Annotated in this window: 20 protein-coding genes; 16 read left to right on the forward strand and 4 right to left on the reverse strand. The window is 48.8% G+C overall.

Going from position 1 to position 18,586, the window contains the following annotated elements:
• Positions 1–21 precede the first annotated feature (21 nt).
• The 4 genes from J9260_RS05090 to rpoS all read left to right on the forward strand — a co-directional run bounded on the left by J9260_RS05090 (position 22) and on the right by rpoS (position 1,902).
• Complete coding sequence (locus J9260_RS05090; RefSeq protein ID WP_210219957.1) at positions 22–243, forward strand: hypothetical protein; 222 nt, start codon at positions 22–24, stop codon at positions 241–243.
• Positions 240–542, forward strand: coding sequence for a DUF3106 domain-containing protein (locus tag J9260_RS18780; RefSeq protein ID WP_210219958.1), 303 nt, complete (start codon positions 240–242; stop codon positions 540–542). Before J9260_RS05090 ends, J9260_RS18780 begins: the two co-directional genes overlap by 4 nt.
• Before the next feature lie 4 nt (positions 543–546).
• Complete coding sequence (locus tag J9260_RS18785) at positions 547–705, forward strand: hypothetical protein (RefSeq protein ID WP_281419452.1); 159 nt, start codon at positions 547–549, stop codon at positions 703–705.
• A 192-nt stretch (positions 706–897) separates the two neighbouring features.
• The gene (gene rpoS, locus J9260_RS05105; protein WP_210219960.1) at positions 898–1,902 is read left to right on the forward strand and encodes an RNA polymerase sigma factor RpoS; all 1,005 of its coding nucleotides are present in this window, start codon (positions 898–900) and stop codon (positions 1,900–1,902) included.
• On the opposite strand, the gene J9260_RS05110 is transcribed toward rpoS, so the two are convergent.
• Positions 1,899–2,267 (reverse strand): Mth938-like domain-containing protein, encoded by a 369-nt coding sequence (locus tag J9260_RS05110; RefSeq protein ID WP_210219961.1) that lies wholly within the window; start codon positions 2,265–2,267, stop codon positions 1,899–1,901. The two genes, rpoS and J9260_RS05110, sit on opposite strands and share 4 nt — an antisense overlap.
• Positions 2,268–2,377: 110 nt before the next feature.
• Between J9260_RS05110 and alaC the strand changes: the two genes are divergently transcribed.
• The 8 genes from alaC to J9260_RS05150 all read left to right on the forward strand — a co-directional run bounded on the left by alaC (position 2,378) and on the right by J9260_RS05150 (position 10,165).
• Positions 2,378–3,571, forward strand: coding sequence for an alanine transaminase (gene alaC, locus J9260_RS05115; RefSeq protein ID WP_210219962.1), 1,194 nt, complete (start codon positions 2,378–2,380; stop codon positions 3,569–3,571).
• A gap of 2 nt (positions 3,572–3,573) precedes the next feature.
• Complete coding sequence (locus J9260_RS05120; RefSeq protein ID WP_210219963.1) at positions 3,574–4,884, forward strand: homoserine dehydrogenase; 1,311 nt, start codon at positions 3,574–3,576, stop codon at positions 4,882–4,884.
• Between the two features lie 3 nt (positions 4,885–4,887).
• Positions 4,888–6,318: a threonine synthase gene (gene thrC, locus J9260_RS05125; RefSeq protein WP_210219964.1), complete on the forward strand. Its 1,431-nt coding sequence runs from the start codon at positions 4,888–4,890 to the stop codon at positions 6,316–6,318.
• A gap of 36 nt (positions 6,319–6,354) precedes the next feature.
• Entirely contained in the window at positions 6,355–7,005 is a 651-nt protein-coding gene (locus tag J9260_RS18790) for a YiaD family glycine zipper/OmpA-like lipoprotein (protein WP_281419453.1), read from the forward strand.
• A 95-nt stretch (positions 7,006–7,100) separates the two neighbouring features.
• Positions 7,101–7,643, forward strand: a complete 543-nt coding sequence (locus J9260_RS05135; protein ID WP_210219965.1) for a CDP-alcohol phosphatidyltransferase family protein — start codon at positions 7,101–7,103, stop codon at positions 7,641–7,643.
• Between the two features lie 3 nt (positions 7,644–7,646).
• On the forward strand, positions 7,647–8,771 hold the full coding sequence (locus tag J9260_RS05140) for an AI-2E family transporter (protein ID WP_210219966.1): 1,125 nt from the start codon (positions 7,647–7,649) through the stop codon (positions 8,769–8,771).
• Positions 8,768–9,493, forward strand: a complete 726-nt coding sequence (gene hda, locus J9260_RS05145; RefSeq protein ID WP_210219967.1) for a DnaA regulatory inactivator Hda — start codon at positions 8,768–8,770, stop codon at positions 9,491–9,493. The genes J9260_RS05140 and hda overlap by 4 nt, the downstream gene beginning before the upstream one ends.
• 33 nt (positions 9,494–9,526) lie before the next feature.
• Complete coding sequence (locus tag J9260_RS05150; protein ID WP_210219968.1) at positions 9,527–10,165, forward strand: tellurite resistance TerB family protein; 639 nt, start codon at positions 9,527–9,529, stop codon at positions 10,163–10,165.
• A 55-nt stretch (positions 10,166–10,220) separates the two neighbouring features.
• Here J9260_RS05150 and J9260_RS05155 read toward each other — a convergent pair whose 3' ends face one another.
• The 3 genes from J9260_RS05155 to J9260_RS05165 form a co-directional block, all read right to left on the reverse strand.
• On the reverse strand, positions 10,221–10,415 hold the full coding sequence (locus J9260_RS05155) for a PA3496 family putative envelope integrity protein (RefSeq protein WP_210219969.1): 195 nt from the start codon (positions 10,413–10,415) through the stop codon (positions 10,221–10,223).
• A 167-nt stretch (positions 10,416–10,582) separates the two neighbouring features.
• Entirely contained in the window at positions 10,583–12,937 is a 2,355-nt protein-coding gene (locus J9260_RS05160) for a protein-disulfide reductase DsbD (RefSeq protein ID WP_210219970.1), read from the reverse strand.
• Positions 12,938–13,303: 366 nt separating this feature from the next.
• Positions 13,304–13,618 (reverse strand): H-NS histone family protein, encoded by a 315-nt coding sequence (locus tag J9260_RS05165; protein ID WP_210219971.1) that lies wholly within the window; start codon positions 13,616–13,618, stop codon positions 13,304–13,306.
• 351 nt (positions 13,619–13,969) lie between these two features.
• Here J9260_RS05165 and J9260_RS05170 point away from each other — a divergent pair, with 351 nt between their 5' ends.
• From J9260_RS05170 to groL, 4 genes are all read left to right on the forward strand, one after another.
• A complete protein-coding gene (locus J9260_RS05170; protein WP_246499642.1) occupies positions 13,970–15,940 on the forward strand; it encodes a putative bifunctional diguanylate cyclase/phosphodiesterase in 1,971 nt (656 codons plus the stop codon).
• 90 nt (positions 15,941–16,030) lie between these two features.
• Positions 16,031–16,501 (forward strand): FxsA family protein, encoded by a 471-nt coding sequence (locus J9260_RS05175; protein WP_210219972.1) that lies wholly within the window; start codon positions 16,031–16,033, stop codon positions 16,499–16,501.
• A 98-nt stretch (positions 16,502–16,599) separates the two neighbouring features.
• Positions 16,600–16,890, forward strand: coding sequence for a co-chaperone GroES (gene groES, locus J9260_RS05180; protein ID WP_093069816.1), 291 nt, complete (start codon positions 16,600–16,602; stop codon positions 16,888–16,890).
• Between the two features lie 19 nt (positions 16,891–16,909).
• Positions 16,910–18,547, forward strand: a complete 1,638-nt coding sequence (gene groL, locus J9260_RS05185; RefSeq protein WP_210219973.1) for a chaperonin GroEL — start codon at positions 16,910–16,912, stop codon at positions 18,545–18,547.
• Positions 18,548–18,586 lie beyond the last annotated feature (39 nt).

Genomic DNA, 18,586 nt, shown 5'->3' on the forward strand with positions numbered 1-18,586 from the left:
CTCCATGCATGAGGTGCGCCGATGAAAAGAACAGGAGTTCGCTGGGCGGTTGGTTTATTGTGGTTGCTACTGGTGTGGTTTGCACCTGTGTCTGCCGATGACTCCGCCGAGGATATTACGGAAATGTTGTCGTGGTGGGATGAATATGGAAGTTACTGGGAGGAAGCCAGCGAATTGATTGAGTTTGCTGGTGAAGACCCGATTTATCGGCTGGCAGAAAATACCGTGGAGAGTTCGGAATGAGATCCAGCTATACAAGTTCCTACTGGTATCCGTTGGTAGGAACGGCAGTTTTAGTGATGAGCGGGCAAGCGATGGCTGAAACGGTGAAGTGGGAAGCGTTAAGTGCAAATGAGCAGGCGGTACTCAAGCCGTTTGCGGCGCAATGGTCGGCGTTTCCAGAAAACAAACAACAAAGTTTACGCCGCTGGGCAGCTAAGTCACCAGAAGAGCGGGCGCGTATTAAGCAACGTTATGCCGATTGGAAACAGCTTCCCGCCCCGGCGTCAAGCGCAAGTTTCTCATCAACTCAAGCGTTATAAGGAAATGCCGCCTGCAAAACGCGCCAAAATCAAAGCTTGGCATCGTTGGGTGAAGACGCTTCCCAGTGCTGAACAAAAAAAGTTACGCGAAGTGTGGTCAACGCTGGGTGAAGCCGAGCGTAAAGCGTATATGCAAACCTTGAGACAGCGTTACGGCGGTTAAGCCAAGCTGTTTTTGAGTGTCTAGTAATCAGGTACTTAAGTTTCTTGTTAAGTTTAGGTTAAGGTCTTTCCGCTGACGTGCTTTTATGCTAACGTGCACGCAGAATAATGAACGAGTGTCGATTTGGGGATGTAAGTTGCAAAGGTGATGCTGACACCTGCTTGATCCCGTTACAACAAAGGAGTCTAAAAGATGCCAAGACCACAGACTCAAATACACGACAAAGCGGAACCTTTTGTCGCGTTTGATACCACCGAAGACGATGATCTGTGCGCCCTAGAAACTGATGAGGAAACGATACTGGATGATGACAGCAGTGATGTTGTCGCCACTAGCGCAACGTTTACCGTCAGCTCCCATGAGATGGATGCCACGCAGATGTATTTGCGTGAAATCGAGTTTTCGTCCTTGTTGACCCCAGAAGAGGAAGTCCGTTACGGTCGGCTGGCTCGTCAGGGTGATGAGCTAGGGCGTAAGAAGATGATTACCTGCAATTTGCGTTTGGTTGTCAAAATCGCCCGCCGTTACATGGGGCGTGGTTTGCCGCTACCGGATTTGATTGAGGAAGGAAATCTCGGTCTGATTCACGCGGTGGAAAAGTTTGACCCTGAGCGCGGTTTCCGTTTTTCCACGTATGCCACTTGGTGGATTCGTCAAAACATTGAACGGGCGTTAATGAATCAAACCCGTACCATCCGTTTGCCGATCCATGTGAATAAAGAGTTGAATGCTTACTTGCGTAAGATGCGTGAAATGACTCAGAAACTGGGTTATGAACCGTCATTGCAGGAAATGGCAGTGGCAATGGATAAGCCCATTGAAGCTCTGCGTAAGTTGCTGGATTTTAACGAGCGTATTACCTCACTGGATATTCCGGTCGGCAAAGACGGTGATAGCTTATTGGTTGATTTCGTTAGCAATGACCACGATGATGATCCCGCCGGTAAGCTGGAAGATGAAGACATTACCCAGTCCGTGGATAGCTGGCTGGAACAGTTGGAGTTCAAACAGCAGGAAGTGATTGTGCGCCGCTTTGGTTTGCATGGTCATGAGCGTGCCACGTTGGAACAGGTCGGCGAAGCCTTGGGGTTAACCCGTGAGCGCGTGCGTCAAATCCAAATGGACGCACTAAAACGCCTGCGCCGTATCCTTGAAAACAAGGGGTTATCCGGCGAAAGCTTGTTGGGTTTCAGTTAAATAAAGAACGCTGCAACAATGCGGCGTGCTTCTGACGACAATACATTGTAAGTACGACAGGCGGCATCGGTACGCATGATCTCAAAACCGATGCCGTGTTGTACTAATGCCTGCCACACTGCCGCTGGTGGAAACGCCTGCGTTGCACCGCTTCCAATCAAAATAACTTCCGCCCCGCCTGCGAATAACGGCTCCAAATCTGCGGGAGTCATGGCTGCGATATGCTGCGGTTCCCATGTGGTAATCAGCTTATCCGGGGTAATGATAAAACTGCGGGTCAATTTACCCTGATTAACGCTGATTGAACTTTCATCATAGGCGGTAATACGGTAAGTGGTGGTGCTGGATGCTTCACTGAATTTCATTTCCTGTCCCTTGTGCCTGTTCTGTAATTGACAGTCTGCATGGTGAATTGTAATGTGGCTGGCTTAAGGCCCCGATGATGGGTTGTTTTCTTCTAGGACGCAGAAAAACCGTGCAGGACGATTTCCAAAGAATAAACCGCCTCCCAACCTATGTTTTCAAAATCACTGACGCACTCAAACGGGAGGCGCGTGCCAAGGGTGAGGATATTATCGACTTCGGGATGGGTAATCCAGACCAGCCGACCCCTAAACACATTGTTGATAAGATGGTGGAGGCGGTACAACGTGGTGATACCCACCGTTATTCCATGTCACGCGGGATTCCGCGTTTGCGCAAGGCGATCAGCAATTGGTACAAACGTCGCTTTGATGTGGATATTGACCCGGAAACCGAAGCGATTGTGACCATTGGCTCGAAAGAAGGGTTGGCACACCTTGCGTTGGCTACCTTGAGTCGAGGGGATACGGTGTTGGTTCCTAACCCGGCGTACCCCATTCACCCCTACGGTAGCATTATTGCTGATGCCGATATTCGTCATGTACCCTTGGTTGAAGGCAAAGATTTTTTCGCTGAATTAGAAGCAGCGATTAAAAATTCCTGGCCTAAGCCAAAAATGCTCATTATCAATTTCCCCGGCAACCCGACAGGGCAATGCGTGGAACTGGATTTCTTTGAGCGAGTGATTGCGATTGCCAAAGAGCATGACGTTTGGGTTATCCACGACATTGCTTACGGCGAAATTTGCTTTGACGGCTATAAAGCACCGTCAATTTTGCAAGTGCCGGGGGCAAAAGACATCGCGGTGGAATTCTATTCCATGTCCAAGACCTATAATATGCCGGGCTGGCGCGTCGGCTTTATGTGCGGTAATCCGACCTTGGTGAAAGCGTTGGAGCGGATTAAATCGTACTTGGACTACGGGATGTTCGCGCCGATTCAGATTGCTGCAATTGCCGCCTTGGATGGCTCGCAGGATTGCGTCGAAGAAATCCGCAGCATGTACGAAAGCCGTCGTAATGTATTATGTGATGGCTTAAATGCTGCCGGGTGGGTGGTTGAACGCCCGAAGGCCAGCATGTTCTTATGGGCGAAAATCCCGCAGGAATACGCAGCGATGGGTTCGCTTGAATTCGCTAAAAAATTATTGGCAGATGCCAAAGTGGCGGTATCACCGGGGATTGGTTTCGGTGAATACGGCGATGATCACGTGCGTTTCAGCTTGATCGAAAACGAGCACCGTACCCGTCAGGCGATCCGCAATATCAAACAAATGTTCCGTAAAGATCAAGGTTTAAAGGAGTGAGCATGGAACCTGTCAAGGTTGGCCTGCTAGGGCTGGGTACTGTCGGTGGCGGTACTGCAACCGTTTTGAAACGTAACGCGGAAGAAATTGCGCGGCGTGCGGGTCGTGGTATTGTGATTGATTATGCAGCAAATCTTGACCTAAGCCGTGCGGCAGAATTAGGTCTGGGTGATGTGCGTTTGACAGAAAATGCCTTTGATGTGGTCAATGACCCCGATATTCAAATCGTGGTGGAATTGATTGGTGGTTACACCGTTGCTCGTGATTTGGTGTTGCACGCTATCCGTAGCGGCAAACACGTGGTAACGGCGAATAAAGCTCTAATTGCGATGCACGGTAATGAGATTTTTGCAGCAGCACAGCAGCAAGGTGTCATGGTGGCCTTTGAGGCGGCAGTAGCTGGTGGGATTCCGGTCATTAAGGCTGTGCGTGAAGGTCTGGCAGCAAACCGGATTGAATGGTTGGCTGGCATTATTAACGGCACGAGCAACTTTATTCTGACCGAAATGCGCGACAAAGGCCGTAGCTTTGGTGATGTATTAGCCGAAGCACAGGCATTGGGTTATGCCGAAGCTGACCCAACCTTTGATATTGAAGGGGTTGATGCCGGGCATAAGCTGACGATTTTATCGTCGATTGCGTTCGGGATTCCGTTGCAGTTTAAACAGACTTACACCGAAGGCATTTCGCGGATTACTTCAGACGATGTGAAATACGCTACCGAATTGGGCTATCGCATCAAGTTGTTGGGAATTGCACGGCGCACGGCAGCAGGTATTGAACAGCGGGTACACCCGACCTTGATTCCAGAACGGCGTTTAATTGCCAATGTGGATGGGGTTATGAATGCAGTGCTGGTGAAAGGCGATGCAGTGGGGGCAACCTTGTACTACGGTGCAGGCGCGGGTGCAGAACCTACCGCGTCGGCGGTTATTGCAGATTTGGTGGATATTACCCGCGCACTGACTTCTGACCCGGAAAATCGCGTGCCGCACTTGGCATTCCAGCCGTCTACCTTGACCGATACTGCGATTTTACCGATTGCGGAAGTGGAAACAGCGTTTTACTTGCGGATGTGTGCTTTAGACCGCCCCGGTGTGTTGGCGGATGTAACGCGCATTTTGGGTGAGCGGCAAATCAGTATCGAAGCCTTTATCCAGAAAGAGCCGCAAAGTGGCGAAAACAAGGTCAATATCATTATGCTGACGCAGCGGGTTCGCGAAGGCAATATGGATGAGGCGATTGCTGCGATTGAAGCATTAGATAGTATTTGCAGCAGCGTGACGCGCATTCGTGTGGAGAATTTGGGTTAAAACATGAAATACATTTCGACTCGTGGGCAGTCGCCTGCACAACAGTTTAGCGAAATCCTGCTGGGGGGGCTTGCGCCAGACGGCGGTTTGTATTTGCCGGAAACTTATCCGCAATTGACGGCGGATGAGCTGCTTCAGATGCGCGGGATGAATTATCGTGAACTGGCGTTTGCGGTATTGTCACGTTTTGCCACGGATATTCCGGCGGCTGATTTAAAAGCGATTATCGACAAAACTTACACGGCGGCGGTGTATTGCAATGTCCGCGACGGCGAAAACCCGGAAGATATTACCCCACTGCATACTTTAGAGCCGGATTTGCACCTGTTGTGCTTGTCGAATGGCCCGACGATTGCGTTTAAAGACATGGCGATGCAATTGCTGGGTAATTTGTTTGAATACGTGCTGGCAAAAGCGGGGCAGGGCATCAATATTTTGGGGGCGACTTCCGGTGATACGGGGTCATCAGCGGAATATGCGATGCGTGGCAAGCACGGCGTGAATGTGTTCATGCTGTCGCCGCACGGTAAAATGAGCCGCTTCCAGACCGCGCAGATGTTCAGTTTGCAAGACCCGAATATTTTCAATATTGCGGTGAATGGCGTATTTGATGATTGCCAAGACATTGTGAAAGCGGTGTCTAACGATCATGCATTTAAAGCTCAACACAAAATCGGTGCGGTTAACTCGATCAACTGGGCGCGGGTTGCGGCGCAGATTGTGTACTATTTCAAAGGTTATTTTGCAGCCACTAGCGATAATAGTCAGCAAGTAAGCTTTGCCGTGCCATCGGGCAATTTCGGTAATGTGTGTGCCGGGCATATTGCTCGCATGATGGGCTTGCCGATTAAGCACTTGGTGGTGGCGACTAACGAAAACGATGTATTGGATGAGTTTTTCCGCACGGGTGTTTACCGTCCACGTGGTTCAGCCAATACGTATCACACCAGTAGTCCGTCGATGGATATTTCTAAAGCATCGAACTTTGAACGCTTTGTGTTCGATTTAATGGGGCGTGATGGCGATAAAGTACGTGCTTTGTGGAATACGGTGGATAATGGCGGGGCGTTTGATTTGAATGCGGATGGCGTGTTCGCTGATGTTCCTCGCTTTGGTTTCCAGTCCGGGGTGAGTTCACACCAAAAACGGATGCAGACGATTCGTGAAACTTGGGAAACTTACGGGGTAATGATCGACACTCATACCGCTGATGGCTTGAAAGTGGCGTTGGAGTTGCGTGAACCCGGCGTACCCATGCTGGTATTGGAAACGGCCTTACCTGCAAAATTTGAAGACTCGATTCGTGAAGCTTTGGGGCGTGATCCGGTGCGTCCAGTAGGTATGGAAACACTGGAAGATTTACCGCAACGCTTTGACGTAATGGATGCCGATGCGCTGCTTGTTAAGCAGTTTATTGTCGACAAGACAACTTAATATATCTTTTATAACAACGATTAAATGAGGTTAACAATGATGAAATTATCCCTGCGTCATGCAGTTATCGCGGCGTTAAGCGCGACTTTGCTGGCGGGTTGTGGCGTGAACGGTGAAATGACACGTGCTGAACAAGGCGCGTTGATTGGTGGTGTTGCCGGTGCGGTATTGGGTAAAACCACGGGCGATAAAGATGATAAACGTGCCTTAGGGGGAGCGGTCATCGGTGGTTTAGCGGGTTTGGCGATTGGCAATTACATGGATCAGCAGGAAGCGGCGTTACGCCAAAGCTTGCAAGGTTCTGGGGTTGATGTGCAACGTCGCAATGACAATATTGTGTTGACGATGCCTGATGCGATTACTTTTGCCACCGGTCAATCCACGATTGAGCCGCAATTTTACCCAGTGTTGAATAATCTGGGAAATACCTTGAATCAGTTTGCTGATACGCGCATTCAAATTGCGGGGCATACAGATAATGTGGGTAGCGATGCCTTCAACCTGCAATTGTCACAACAGCGTGCCAACAGTGTGCGTGGTTATTTAGCAGGTACTGGTGTCGTAGCGCAGCGTATGCAGGCGGTGGGTTACGGTGAAAGCCGTCCAGTCGCAGACAATGGCAGTGATTATGGGCGCACCCAAAACCGCCGTGTTGAAATTACCCTGATTCCGGTTCAGCAGCAATAAGGCTGTGATAATCGGAAAAATCGGTATTTGATCTATAATCCGGTATTATGAAGGCTCCATTAGGGAGCCTTCTTTGTATTTAACGTAGGGTAGCCGTGCGGGAACAAATTCCAAATATCATTACCATGATCCGTATTGTGTCAATCGCGCCGATTTGTTGGTTATTGTGGCGTGGTGAGTATCCTTTGGCTCTAATGTTACTCGTTTTAGCGGGCTTGTCAGATGCCTTGGACGGTTTTTTAGCACGTCGTTACGGTTGGTTCACGCGCTTAGGGGCATTCCTTGATCCGGTTGCGGATAAATTGTTTGTGATGGCAGTGTTCATCGTGTTTGGATTACAGGGCAATTTACCTTGGTGGCTGGTCAGTTTGGTGATTGGGCGTGATGTGGTGATTGTGCTGGGTGCAATGGCGTGCCGTTGGTTGCGTGGTAAGCTCGAAATTCGTCCGTTAATGATCAGCAAGCTCAATACCGGCTTGCAGATTTTCTTGTTGGCAACGACGTTGTTGCACGTTGCTTTATACCCGTTGCCGTTGTGGTTAACGATAGGTTTGCAATGGGGTGTGGCGGCAACCACGTTGTTAAGTGGTATTGCTTACATGATTTTATGGGGGCGTTATGCCTTCGCCAAGGGGTAAGAAATGATCTGGAGCAGTAGTCGGTGGTTTTGGTTGGCGATTGGTTTATTGTCAGTCGTTTTGCTATACGTGTTGGCTCCTATTTTAATGCCATTTTTGGCGGGGGCGTTGCTGGCCTATTTGGGCGACCCGTTGGTAGATCGGCTGGAGTCGTGGAAATTGTCACGTACCGCGTCGGTGACGGTGGTTTTCTTGACGATTTGCTTGGCTTTAGTGCTGTTTTTCTTGTTTTTAGTACCGATTTTGGAAACCCAAACGCAACGCTTGTTCGATAAAATTCCCCAGTATTTGGAGTGGGGTGTGAATGTGCTCGCGCCGTATTTACAGGAACGTTTTGGGGTTGATCCCAGTGTTTTGGAAGTGGAGCGCATTAAGGGCGTGATTACTTCTCACTGGAAGGAAACCGGCGGCTTTATCCGTAATGCGGTGCAAACGATTTCACATTCCGGGTTTGTAGTGTTGGGTTGGGTGGCTAATTTAGCGTTGATTCCGATTATTACGTTTTATTTGTTGCGTGATTGGGATCATTTAGTGCGTTACATTGATGATTTATTGCCGCGTTCAATAGAACCGTTAGTGGCGCGATTGGCGCGTGAATCTGATGAGGTTTTAGGGGCTTTCTTACGCGGGCAATTGTCGGTGATGCTGGCATTGTCGGTTATTTATGCGATTGGCTTGAGTCTGATTGGCTTGGAATTCGCGCTGTTGATTGGTTTAATCGCTGGCTTGGTGAGTTTTGTGCCGTATTTGGGCTTAATTGTGGGTGTAAGTATTGCCGGAATTGCGGTGTTGTTTCAGATGCCTCACGATATTTTTATGTTGTTTTGGGTATTCGCGGTGTTCGGGGTTGCGCAAGTGATTGAAGGCACGCTGTTAACCCCGTTACTGGTGGGTGAGCGCATTGGTTTGCATCCGGTGGCGGTGATTTTTGCGGTGTTAGCGGGCGGGCAATTATTTGGTTTTATGGGGATTTTATTGGCATTGCCAGTGGCAGCGGTGTTGGCGGTGATTTTGCGCCATGTGCATGATACTTATAAACAAAGCCAGATTTATGGCATAGAGGAATCATTACTGGATGACAATCTGCCAGTTGCAGATAGTGTAACTGATGGGGAGAAAACTCCATGATGCAGCAGCAGTTAACGCTGAATGTGGGCATTCGTGACGGGCATCGTTTCAGCTCGTTTTTCGTTACCCCTGAAAATGCTGAATTGCTGGGTATTTTAAAACGTGGCTTTGAACAGCATTTCCCGCAGATTTTTTTGTGGGGCGATACCTTGGCGGGTAAGTCACATTTGTTGCAGGCGTGTTGTGAAAATTATTACCAAGCTGGTTTAATGGCGGCGTATTTTCCGCTGAAAACTTGTGCGCAATACGGTTTGCGGATGCTCGCGGGTTTGGAAAATAAGCATTTGGTCGTCATCGACGAATTGGATGCGGTGATTGGGCAGCGCGACTGGGAAGAAGCTTTGGTGCATTTGATTAATGCGTGTCGTGCGAATAATCAGCCATTGTTGTTTGCGGCACGTACCAGCCCCCGCGAAATGGTGTGTGCACTTCCTGATTTTTCTTCGCGCTTACTGTGGGGGCCGGATTACCGGGTGCATGTGATGAGCGAAGAACAGTGTATGCAGGCGATGGCGTGGCGGGCGCACCAACGTGGTTTTGAATTGCCCACTCATGTGATGAAATACATTCAACGCCATTACCCGCATGATATTAAAACCTTAGTGACGATGTTAAACCGTTTAGATGCTGCAAGTTTAACCAAGGGTCGTAAGGTGACGCGGGAGTTTATCCGTGAAGTTATGCAGGATTCCGTATCGCCTGCGCAAGCTGTGCTACAGTGATGTTTCGTCCTCTAGAAAATAAAGGAAAGCATGATGGATATGAAAAATTTACTGGATCAATTACTGCAATCAGGTAAAGACATTGCCCAAAAAGGGCAGGTGTTGGCTGAGCAAAAATTGGGTATTCCCGCAGAAGGCGAGAAACGTGACTCTATGTTGTCGGGCATGAAAACCGGCGCGGCAGCAGCGGGTACACTGGCCTTGTTGTTAGGTACGCAAACCGGACGGCGCGTCACGGGTGCGGCAGTTAAAGTGGGCAGTCTCGCGGCATTGGGTGGTTTGGCCTATCAAATGTACCGTCAATGGGAAACACCAAACGCTGCGTCAGATACTTCGGAGGCAGTCACCGAAGCGCAAACTGATCCGGCTATTTTATTAAAAGCAATGATTGCGGCTGCGAAAGCTGATGGTCATGTGGATTCCGCAGAAATGACAGCGATTCGGCAAAAACTGTCCGAGTTAGCCTTGGATGGTGATGTTAATGATATGATCTTGACCGAACTTACCAAACCACTGGATGCTGCAAGTATTGCGGCACTGGCTGATGGTAATGTGGCAATCGCTACCGAAATCTACCTCGTGTCTGCTGCTGTCATTGACGTTGCCAACGATGCGGAACAAGCGTATTTGGCGGACTTGCGTGCGGCATTAGCGTTGCCTGAAGGCGTTTAAACCCCCTTAACCGCCCCTCTACCGCTTGGCGGGGAGAGGGGTTGGGATGAGGGTCTTAAAAACGGTCGTCAAAAACATCTTTCAAGCGTCGTTCTAACGCCTTGCGTTCCAAGTAATCCTCAACATTGCGCCGAATAATGTGCGGTTTAGTACGTTTTGGGTGATCGGCGGATGATGAAGATGTGGTTACTTTTTCGATAATAAATGAATCATCTTCTTGCTCAATGCCATACTCGTTGGTATCACGCATGGATTTGCTCTCTTGTTTCGTGTATCGGTTTTTTGGTGTGCCTGTAGTATAGAAAATATAGCTGAATTTATGCTGATTCGTGCTCGAAAAGTGTGAGAGGAAGGCTTATCCCGACAGACGTGCAGATGAAATCTACACGTCGTCAGAATCAATGAGGCGGAGCAAACTCAAGGAGCGGTGGCTTGCTGCATGAATTGTTTGGCGTGCTTGGTTAGGCGTTCAGCATTTACTTCGCCAATTAAGCGTAAGGAACGCATTTCCTCGCCATGACTATTAAAGAAAATGAAAGCAGGCGGGCCAATAACATCAAACTGTTTCTGCAAAGCAACGTCAGCATCATCCTGTTTTGTGACATCAGCTTTTAGCAGCAAAGCGTTACCTAAAGCACCGGCAACATCCGCCGATTTAAAGGTGGTTCTTTCCATTTTGGCGCAAGTGACACAGAAATCAGCGGTGAAATCCAACATAACCGGGCGGTTTGCTGCTTTTGCGGCGGCTAATGCTGCTTTCAAGCCCTCAGAACCTTTGATTGCTTGGAATTGTAAACCGCTAGAAACGGCTGCATCACTGCTGGCAATAACGGTGCTACCAAAAACGCCTTTCAGCGGTTGTAACAGACTTTGGCTGCCAGCCGATAAACCGAAGAGGATCAATCCACCGTAGAATAACTGGATCATGCCCGTGCTTTTCCAGAAGCGTCCCCAGCCACCTGCTTCTTCGTTGGTTCTTTCCAACGCACCCATATAAACGCCGGAAGACACCAGCAAAATACCAGTAAGAGCCATCGTGATTTCAATCGGTACAATCCGGCTCAGCATGTAAATCGCAATGCCCAGCATGATAATCCCGAAAACGGCTTTAACCGTATCCATCCATGCACCCGCACGCGGCAATAAATGCCCTGCGGACGTGCCAATCAATAGCAGAGGCACACCGATACCAATACCCATTGAGAACAGCGCGGAAGCCCCTAATACTGCGTCTTTACTCTGTGCAATATAAGTCAACGCGCCTGCAATCACGGGGCCTGCACAAGGTCCGACAATTAAGGTCGAGAGAAAACCCATGATAGCCGCACCAATGAAGCTACCACTTTCTTGTTTATTGCTGATTTCGCTTAAACGGCTTTGAATGCTGTTAGGCAATTGCAAATCGTAAAAACCAAACATTGACAGTGCCAACAGCACAAAGAGCACGCTCATAAACCCGATAGCAACAGGGTTTTGTAAAACTGTTTGCAGATTTTGCCCGAAGAAACCAAACACGAAACCAATGACCGCATAGGCAAATGCACCTGCTAATACATAGGTTAACGACAGGAAAAATGCTTTACGCGAGGTGGTATTACCGTAGCCCGCAATAATCCCGGATAAAATGGGAATCATCGGGAAAATGCACGGCGTAAATGCCAGTAACAAGCCCGCGATAAACATCACCAAAATCTTTTGCAGGAAACTGCTACCTTCCAGTTTTTGCGCTAAGGCATCCTGTTCATTAAGGGCAACATCAGCACTAACCGGCGTGTTATTCGCAATGGGTCGTGCTTCTGGCAATCCAGCCAATGTTAACTCATTGGTTTTCTTGACAGGTGGATAACAAACTCCAGTGTTGTCAGCACAGCCTTGATACTGTGTAGTGACGACTATTTTTTCTACGCCATCAGTGGCTTCAACCGGGATTTTGACTTCAATGTCTTCACCGTAAACTTCGATCATGCCGAAGTATTCGTCTTGCGTTTGTTTGCCCGCAGGAAACACCGGTTTGCCCAACGTTACGCCTTCTTGTGGTTCTTTAAGGCTAAACGTGATTTTAGGGCGGTAAAGGTGATGGTTGGGCTGGATAACCCACGTGGCTTTCAGCGTGCCTTTGTCGATAGCAGCGATGTCAAAAGCGAAAGCTTTATCCACAGGCATCGGTTTATTGGCGGCTTGCTTATCAGCACCTTTGAATATATCTGGAAGTTTACTGGTCGTTGTTGGCGGTGTTGCCTCTGCTACCGCAGGTTCAGGCGCAGTAACTTCCGCAACAGGTGCTGGGGTGGGTGCAGGTGCAGGTGGTGCTGCAACAGCAGTAGTCGGTGCAGGCGCCGCGTCGGTGGCGGCAGCGAGTTCCAGTTGTGCAATTCCACGGGAAGGCGGGAAGCACATCCCGGTATCAGAACAGCCTTGGTATTTTACTTTCAGGGCAAGTTGGATAGCCTGCGAGAGGGTTTGCCCACGTTCAACAGGAATCTCTACCTCAACTTTGTTGCGGTAAATTTCATGCTTGGCTTGAGTGGTGGGATCATCCTTGCTCTCGCCAGCCGGAAACGTGGGTGTCGCTAATTTGAGGTCGGTACTGTCTGTCTCAAACTTAAATTTGTCACGGCTAAGGTAATGACCTTCAGCAATTTCCCACGTCGCTTTTATGGTAGTAGGGGATATTGCTTCAGCCTTGAATTGAAAGGCTTGGTCTGCCCGTAGCAGCTCTGCATGGACTTGTGTGGTGGCAAGCAAAAGCAGAAAGCAGAACAGTTTTCTCATTCTTCATTCCATTCTAAAGTACATCATTAAGACCAACCAACACTTGGCAACTAAAGCATTTGCCCCGAATGATTCGTCTGAGTTGGAGTAATAGTAGATTAAATGTGAGTGATCGGCAAAATATCTTCGCATCATTTCTCACCTTAGGTCTTTTTTTTCGATGAACTGCACTGAAGCTGGGAAAAAAGCCGTGTGTTGCTGTGCTGGTTACAACAGTGGTGGTTTTTTTGCAACAGTTTCAGTAAGGTAGCGTTAATCTTAAAGCGATGGTTGCGGCAGGATGTATGGGTTGTATTCAAGCACGAGCTGATCGACAGGCATAAAAAAAGCCTGAAATAGTTCAGGCTTTTTTAAAGCAATGATCGTTTAGATCAAGCAATCAGATAATTCGCCACCTGTTGAGGTATAAGCTTCAACCCAAGATGGCTTACGGCCGCGACCGCTCCATACTTGCATTGGATTATTTGGATTGCGGTATTTAGGTTGTACAACACGTTTTTTAGTAACACGTGCTTGCATCACTTCTTCTAATGTAAAACCTGCTGCTTCTGCCATTTCTTCAAAAGTAGCATACAGGCTTTCGAGTTCAGTTTGACGACGACCGCCAATGACACTATCAATACTGCCTTTAAGAGCTTCGAGTTCGGCAACGCTGAAATGGGAAATATCTGGGATAGCCATGAACAATACCTGTCCTTTATGATTTGGTTAAAAGATAAAACGTTGCGTGTATTCTATTTCACATTAACTAATTGTCAAGTTATCTGTAAAAACTTTTTAACAAAAATACAGTGATTGAGGTTATTTCAGAATCGCTTTTCAAATGAGGCTAAATCAAAAAGCCATTTTTAGTAAGCAAACGGCGGTAATGCTTGATTGCGCTTACGCAAAGTGAGAGCTAATGTAGCTTTACCTTTGGTCTGTAAGAAATTCGGCATCAGACGGGCGGCGTAGCTTTTGATCGAATAATTCCCTATAATAAAGGGCAATATTTAATCATAAAAACAGACTTGCCTTGTGCAGGGGGATTTGATGCGTTTTGTCATTCCAGTCCTATCGTTGTTCGTGTTAATCGCTTCCTTACTGTGGTGGTTGGTTAATCGTGAGCTGCGCGATTCAGTCGCTGAATCCACTGATGTGTCCTCATTATTGATGGCATCGTTACCTTATGTGTTGTTGTCGATGGCGGCACTGCAAGCATTATCGTTATTGTGGTTGGCGCGTCATGAGCGAAAGGCCGTGCGTGTTAATGATGCAGAGGCATTTGTACCCAATCCTGCGGCTGCGGTTGAACAGGTTAATACCGAGTGGGTATTGGACGCGCTCGCAGGTGGCGTAGTGGTGGTTAATCCGCAGGGTAAAGTGACCTACATGAATGCCAGTGCGGAAAAGTTAACGTTGTGGCAGCGCGATAAAATCATGGGTGAACCCGTGGAAAAAGTGCTGCGTTTAGAGGATTTACAAGGGAATCCGGTGATGCGGCGTGCTTTTGAAGCACATCGGGTACATCCGGGGCATCCTTTACAGTTTGGACAGGTGAAATTGCACCCGCGCGTAGGTGATGCGAAATTCGTGGAGTTACATACCACCTGCATTTTAGATGACTGTAAAGCAGTGGTGTTTATTTTCCGTGATGTCACCGCTGACCGTAAGGTTATTAATCGTTTATACCGTCAGGCATCACGCGATGCGTTAACCGATTTAATGAATCGTTCCAGTTTTGAGCAATACGTGGAGCAACTGGCACACGATACTTCGAGTTTGTTGCGCACTCATGTTTTAGCCAGTGTAGATTTGGATAACTTTAAGATTATCAATGATACGTGTGGGCATTTAGCCGGTGATGAGTTGTTAAAGCAAGTCGCGCAAATATTCCGCCATTCGGTGCGGACTTCGGATAAAGTGGCGCGGATTGGTGGTGATGAATTTGCGGTGTTTCTGGAAGGCTGTAGCCAAGATAAAGGGCGCAGTATCATGGAAACCATCCTGACGGAATTGCGTAATTTCCGTTTTAGTTGGGAAGGCCGGGTGTTTTCAATCGGTGCAAGTATTGGCTTATTAGAGTTCATGCCCGCATCCCATATCCAAATTAAACAATTATTTGCCGATGCAGACCGTGCTTGTTATACGGCTAAAGCGTTGGGGCGTAATCAGGTATTTGTTCATGCTGGCGAGGCTGAAACCGAGGCGGTTTCTAATCAGCGTGTTACCGATTGGGGTAAATTACTCAAAGACGCGATTCGTGAAGACCGTTTTATGCTGTTTATCCAGCCGATTGCGCCGCTGAGTGAAAAGCGTACCGATAATATACGTCAATACGAAGTGTTGTTGCGTCTGCCTTTCCGCCAAGTGCTGTTGAATCCGGGTAGTTTCTTACCGATGGCTGATCGTTTGGATTTAATGGTGGGCATTGATCGTTGGATTATTCGTAAGTCATTAGAAACTTTAGCGAAGTGTTGCTCATCTGCTGCCGATCAAGCAGGCGAGCAAACGCGCTTGATGATTAATCTGTCATCGCATACGGTGCAAGATCCTGAGTGTTTTGCGTATGTCGAGCAGCAAATCAAACGCACAGGGGTTAACCCCGGCATGATTTGCTTCGAGATTTCCGAATCCGTGGCGATCAGTAACTTTGTACACTCGAAACGCATTATGAACGCCTTGCACAGTTTAGGATGTCATTTGGTGCTGGACGATTTCGGGAGCGGTTTCTCATCCCTTAATTATTTGCGGGAATTGCCACTGAGCTACCTGAAAATTGACGGCAACTTTGTGCACAACCTAGTTTCCAACCCCGTGGACGCGGCAATGGTCAAAGCGGTACACGAAGTCGGGCAGGTAATGAATTTGCTGACCATCGCTGAGTTGGTCGAAGATGCGGAAACCTTGCAGCACTTACGGCAAATCGGGGTGGATTTTGCTCAAGGCTATTACTGTGGGCGACCCGTGCCATTGATGCAGTTATGCCAGCAACAAGAGCAACGTCTGCAAGCGGTTGCGTGACCGGCTTAAACCGTAATTTTCTGGTGTTGCCTTGAAAAGCAGGAAGTTGGGCGGATATAGTGTTTAACCGTATTCGCCGTTGGAATTGTCATGCCTGTTTTTGCCGTTCTGTTGCTCCTTATCCCATTGATTGAAATTTGGTTATTGATTGAAATCGGTGGTGCATTGGGGGCATTCCCCACCTTCTTACTGCTAATTGCCAGCACCGTGTTGGGGATTACGCTGTTGCGTCGCTTGGGGTTTTCCACCTTGATGCGTGCGCAACGCAATATAAATGCCGGTGAGATGCCCGCTCAAGCCTTATTAGAAGGAAGCTTTATCGCTTTGGGTGGCATTTTGTTTCTGATTCCGGGATTTTTTACCGATGCTTTAGGGTTGCTATTAGTATTGCCGCCGACACGTTACCTGCTACTGAAATTCGTGCTCAAGCGCGGTTTGGTGGTGCGCGGCGGTTTTCAGCAAACGACGACTACCCGTTCTACACAGCATCCGCGTGATATTGAGGGTGAAGTTGTCAGCCGCCACGAACACGCCGAAAAAATTTCGTCTGACCGCCCTTGACTTTACTTTGCCCGCCCCTATTATTAGCACTCACTAGCCTAGAGTGCTAACAACAACCCTAATGTCCTAATCCTATTGGTTTGAGGAGAATACTGACCATGAATATCCGTCCATTACATGACCGCGTTGTAGTACGCCGTATGGAAGAAGAGCGCAAAACTGCCAGCGGCATCATCATCCCTGACAATGCTACTGAAAAGCCTGATCGTGGCGAAGTCCTCGCGGTAGGCCCTGGCAAAGTTGGCGATGACAATGAGCGTATCGCGCTGCAAGTAAAAGTCGGTGACAAAGTTCTGTTTGGTAAATACGCCGGTACAGCAGTAAAAATGGATGGTCAAGAAGTCTTGATCATGCGCGAAGAAGATCTGCTGGCGATTATCGAAGGCTAAATTTTAAGAGGATTATGAAATGAGTGCTAAAGAAGTACGTTTTGGTGATGACGCTCGCGTTCGCATGGTTCGCGGCATTAATGTTCTGGCTAACGCTGTAAAAGTTACACTGGGTCCTAAAGGCCGTAACGTTGTGCTGGAAAAATCTTTCGGCGCACCGACTGTGACCAAAGACGGCGTTTCCGTTGCCAAAGAAATCGAACTGGAAGACAAATTCGAGAACATGGGCGCACAGCTGGTTAAAGAAGTTTCTTCTAAGACTTCTGACGCGGCAGGTGACGGTACTACCACTGCAACCGTTCTGGCACAAGCTATCGTGCGTGAAGGCATGAAAGCGGTTACAGCGGGCATGAACCCAATGGATCTGAAACGCGGTATCGACAAAGCGGTTATCGCTGCGGTTGAGCAACTGCACAACATGTCCAAGCCTTGCGCAGACACCAACGCCATCGCCCAAGTCGGTAGCATTTCTGCCAACTCTGACGACGCTATCGGCAATATCATTGCCACGGCAATGGACAAAGTAGGCAAGGAAGGCGTTATCACCGTTGAAGAAGGCTCCGGTCTGGACAACGAACTGGACGTGGTTGAAGGGATGCAATTCGACCGTGGCTACCTGTCCCCGTACTTTGTGAACAACCAACAAAGCATGTCGGCTGAACTGGAAAGCCCGTTCGTACTGTTGTACGACAAGAAAATTTCCAACATCCGTGAATTGCTGCCAGCCCTCGAAGGCGCGGCTAAAGCAGGCAAGCCACTGATGATCATCGCGGAAGACATCGAAGGCGAAGCACTGGCGACATTGGTGGTAAACAACATCCGTGGTATCGTGAAAGTGGCTGCGGTTAAAGCACCGGGCTTCGGCGACCGTCGTAAAGCCATGTTGCAAGACATCGCTATCCTGACTGGCGGCACTGTGATTTCTGAAGAAGTCGGTTTGGCTTTGGATAAAGTCACGCTGGACGATCTGGGTCAAGCCAAGCGCATCAACGTCAGCAAAGACAACACCACCATTATTGATGGCGCGGGTTCACCTGACGACATTAAGGCGCGTGTTGACCAAGTGCGTTCACAAATCGAAACCACTTCATCTGACTACGACCGTGAAAAACTGCAAGAGCGCGTTGCCAAATTGGCAGGCGGCGTTGCAGTTATCAAAGTCGGCGCGGCAACTGAAGTCGAAATGAAAGAAAAGAAAGCCCGCGTAGAAGACGCGCTGCACGCTACCCGCGCTGCGGTTGAAGAAGGCGTGGTTCCTGGCGGTGGTGTTGCACTGGTTCGCGCCCTGCAAGGCATTGCTGGCTTGAAAGGCGAAAACCACGAGCAAGACGTGGGCATCCAAATCGCCATGCGTGCGATGGAAGAGCCACTGCGCCAAATCTGCTCTAACGCAGGTGATGAGCCATCTGTGGTGCTGAACGCGGTGAAAGCGGGCGAAGGTAACTACGGTTACAACGCACGTACTTCCGAGTACGGCGACATGATTGCCATGGGTATCCTTGACCCAACCAAAGTTACCCGTACTGCATTGCAAAACGCGGCATCTGTTTCTGGCCTGATCATCACTACCGAAGCAATGGTCGCTGAACTGCCGAAGAAAGACGCGCCTGCAATGCCTGATATGGGCGGCATGGGTGGTATGGGCGGCATGATGTAATCCTGCGGATTACTTCCCCCCATCCCCGACCCTTCCCCC

Origin of the sequence: Thiothrix unzii, from assembly GCF_017901175.1 — a bacterium.
GTDB lineage: Bacteria > Pseudomonadota > Gammaproteobacteria > Thiotrichales > Thiotrichaceae > Thiothrix > Thiothrix unzii.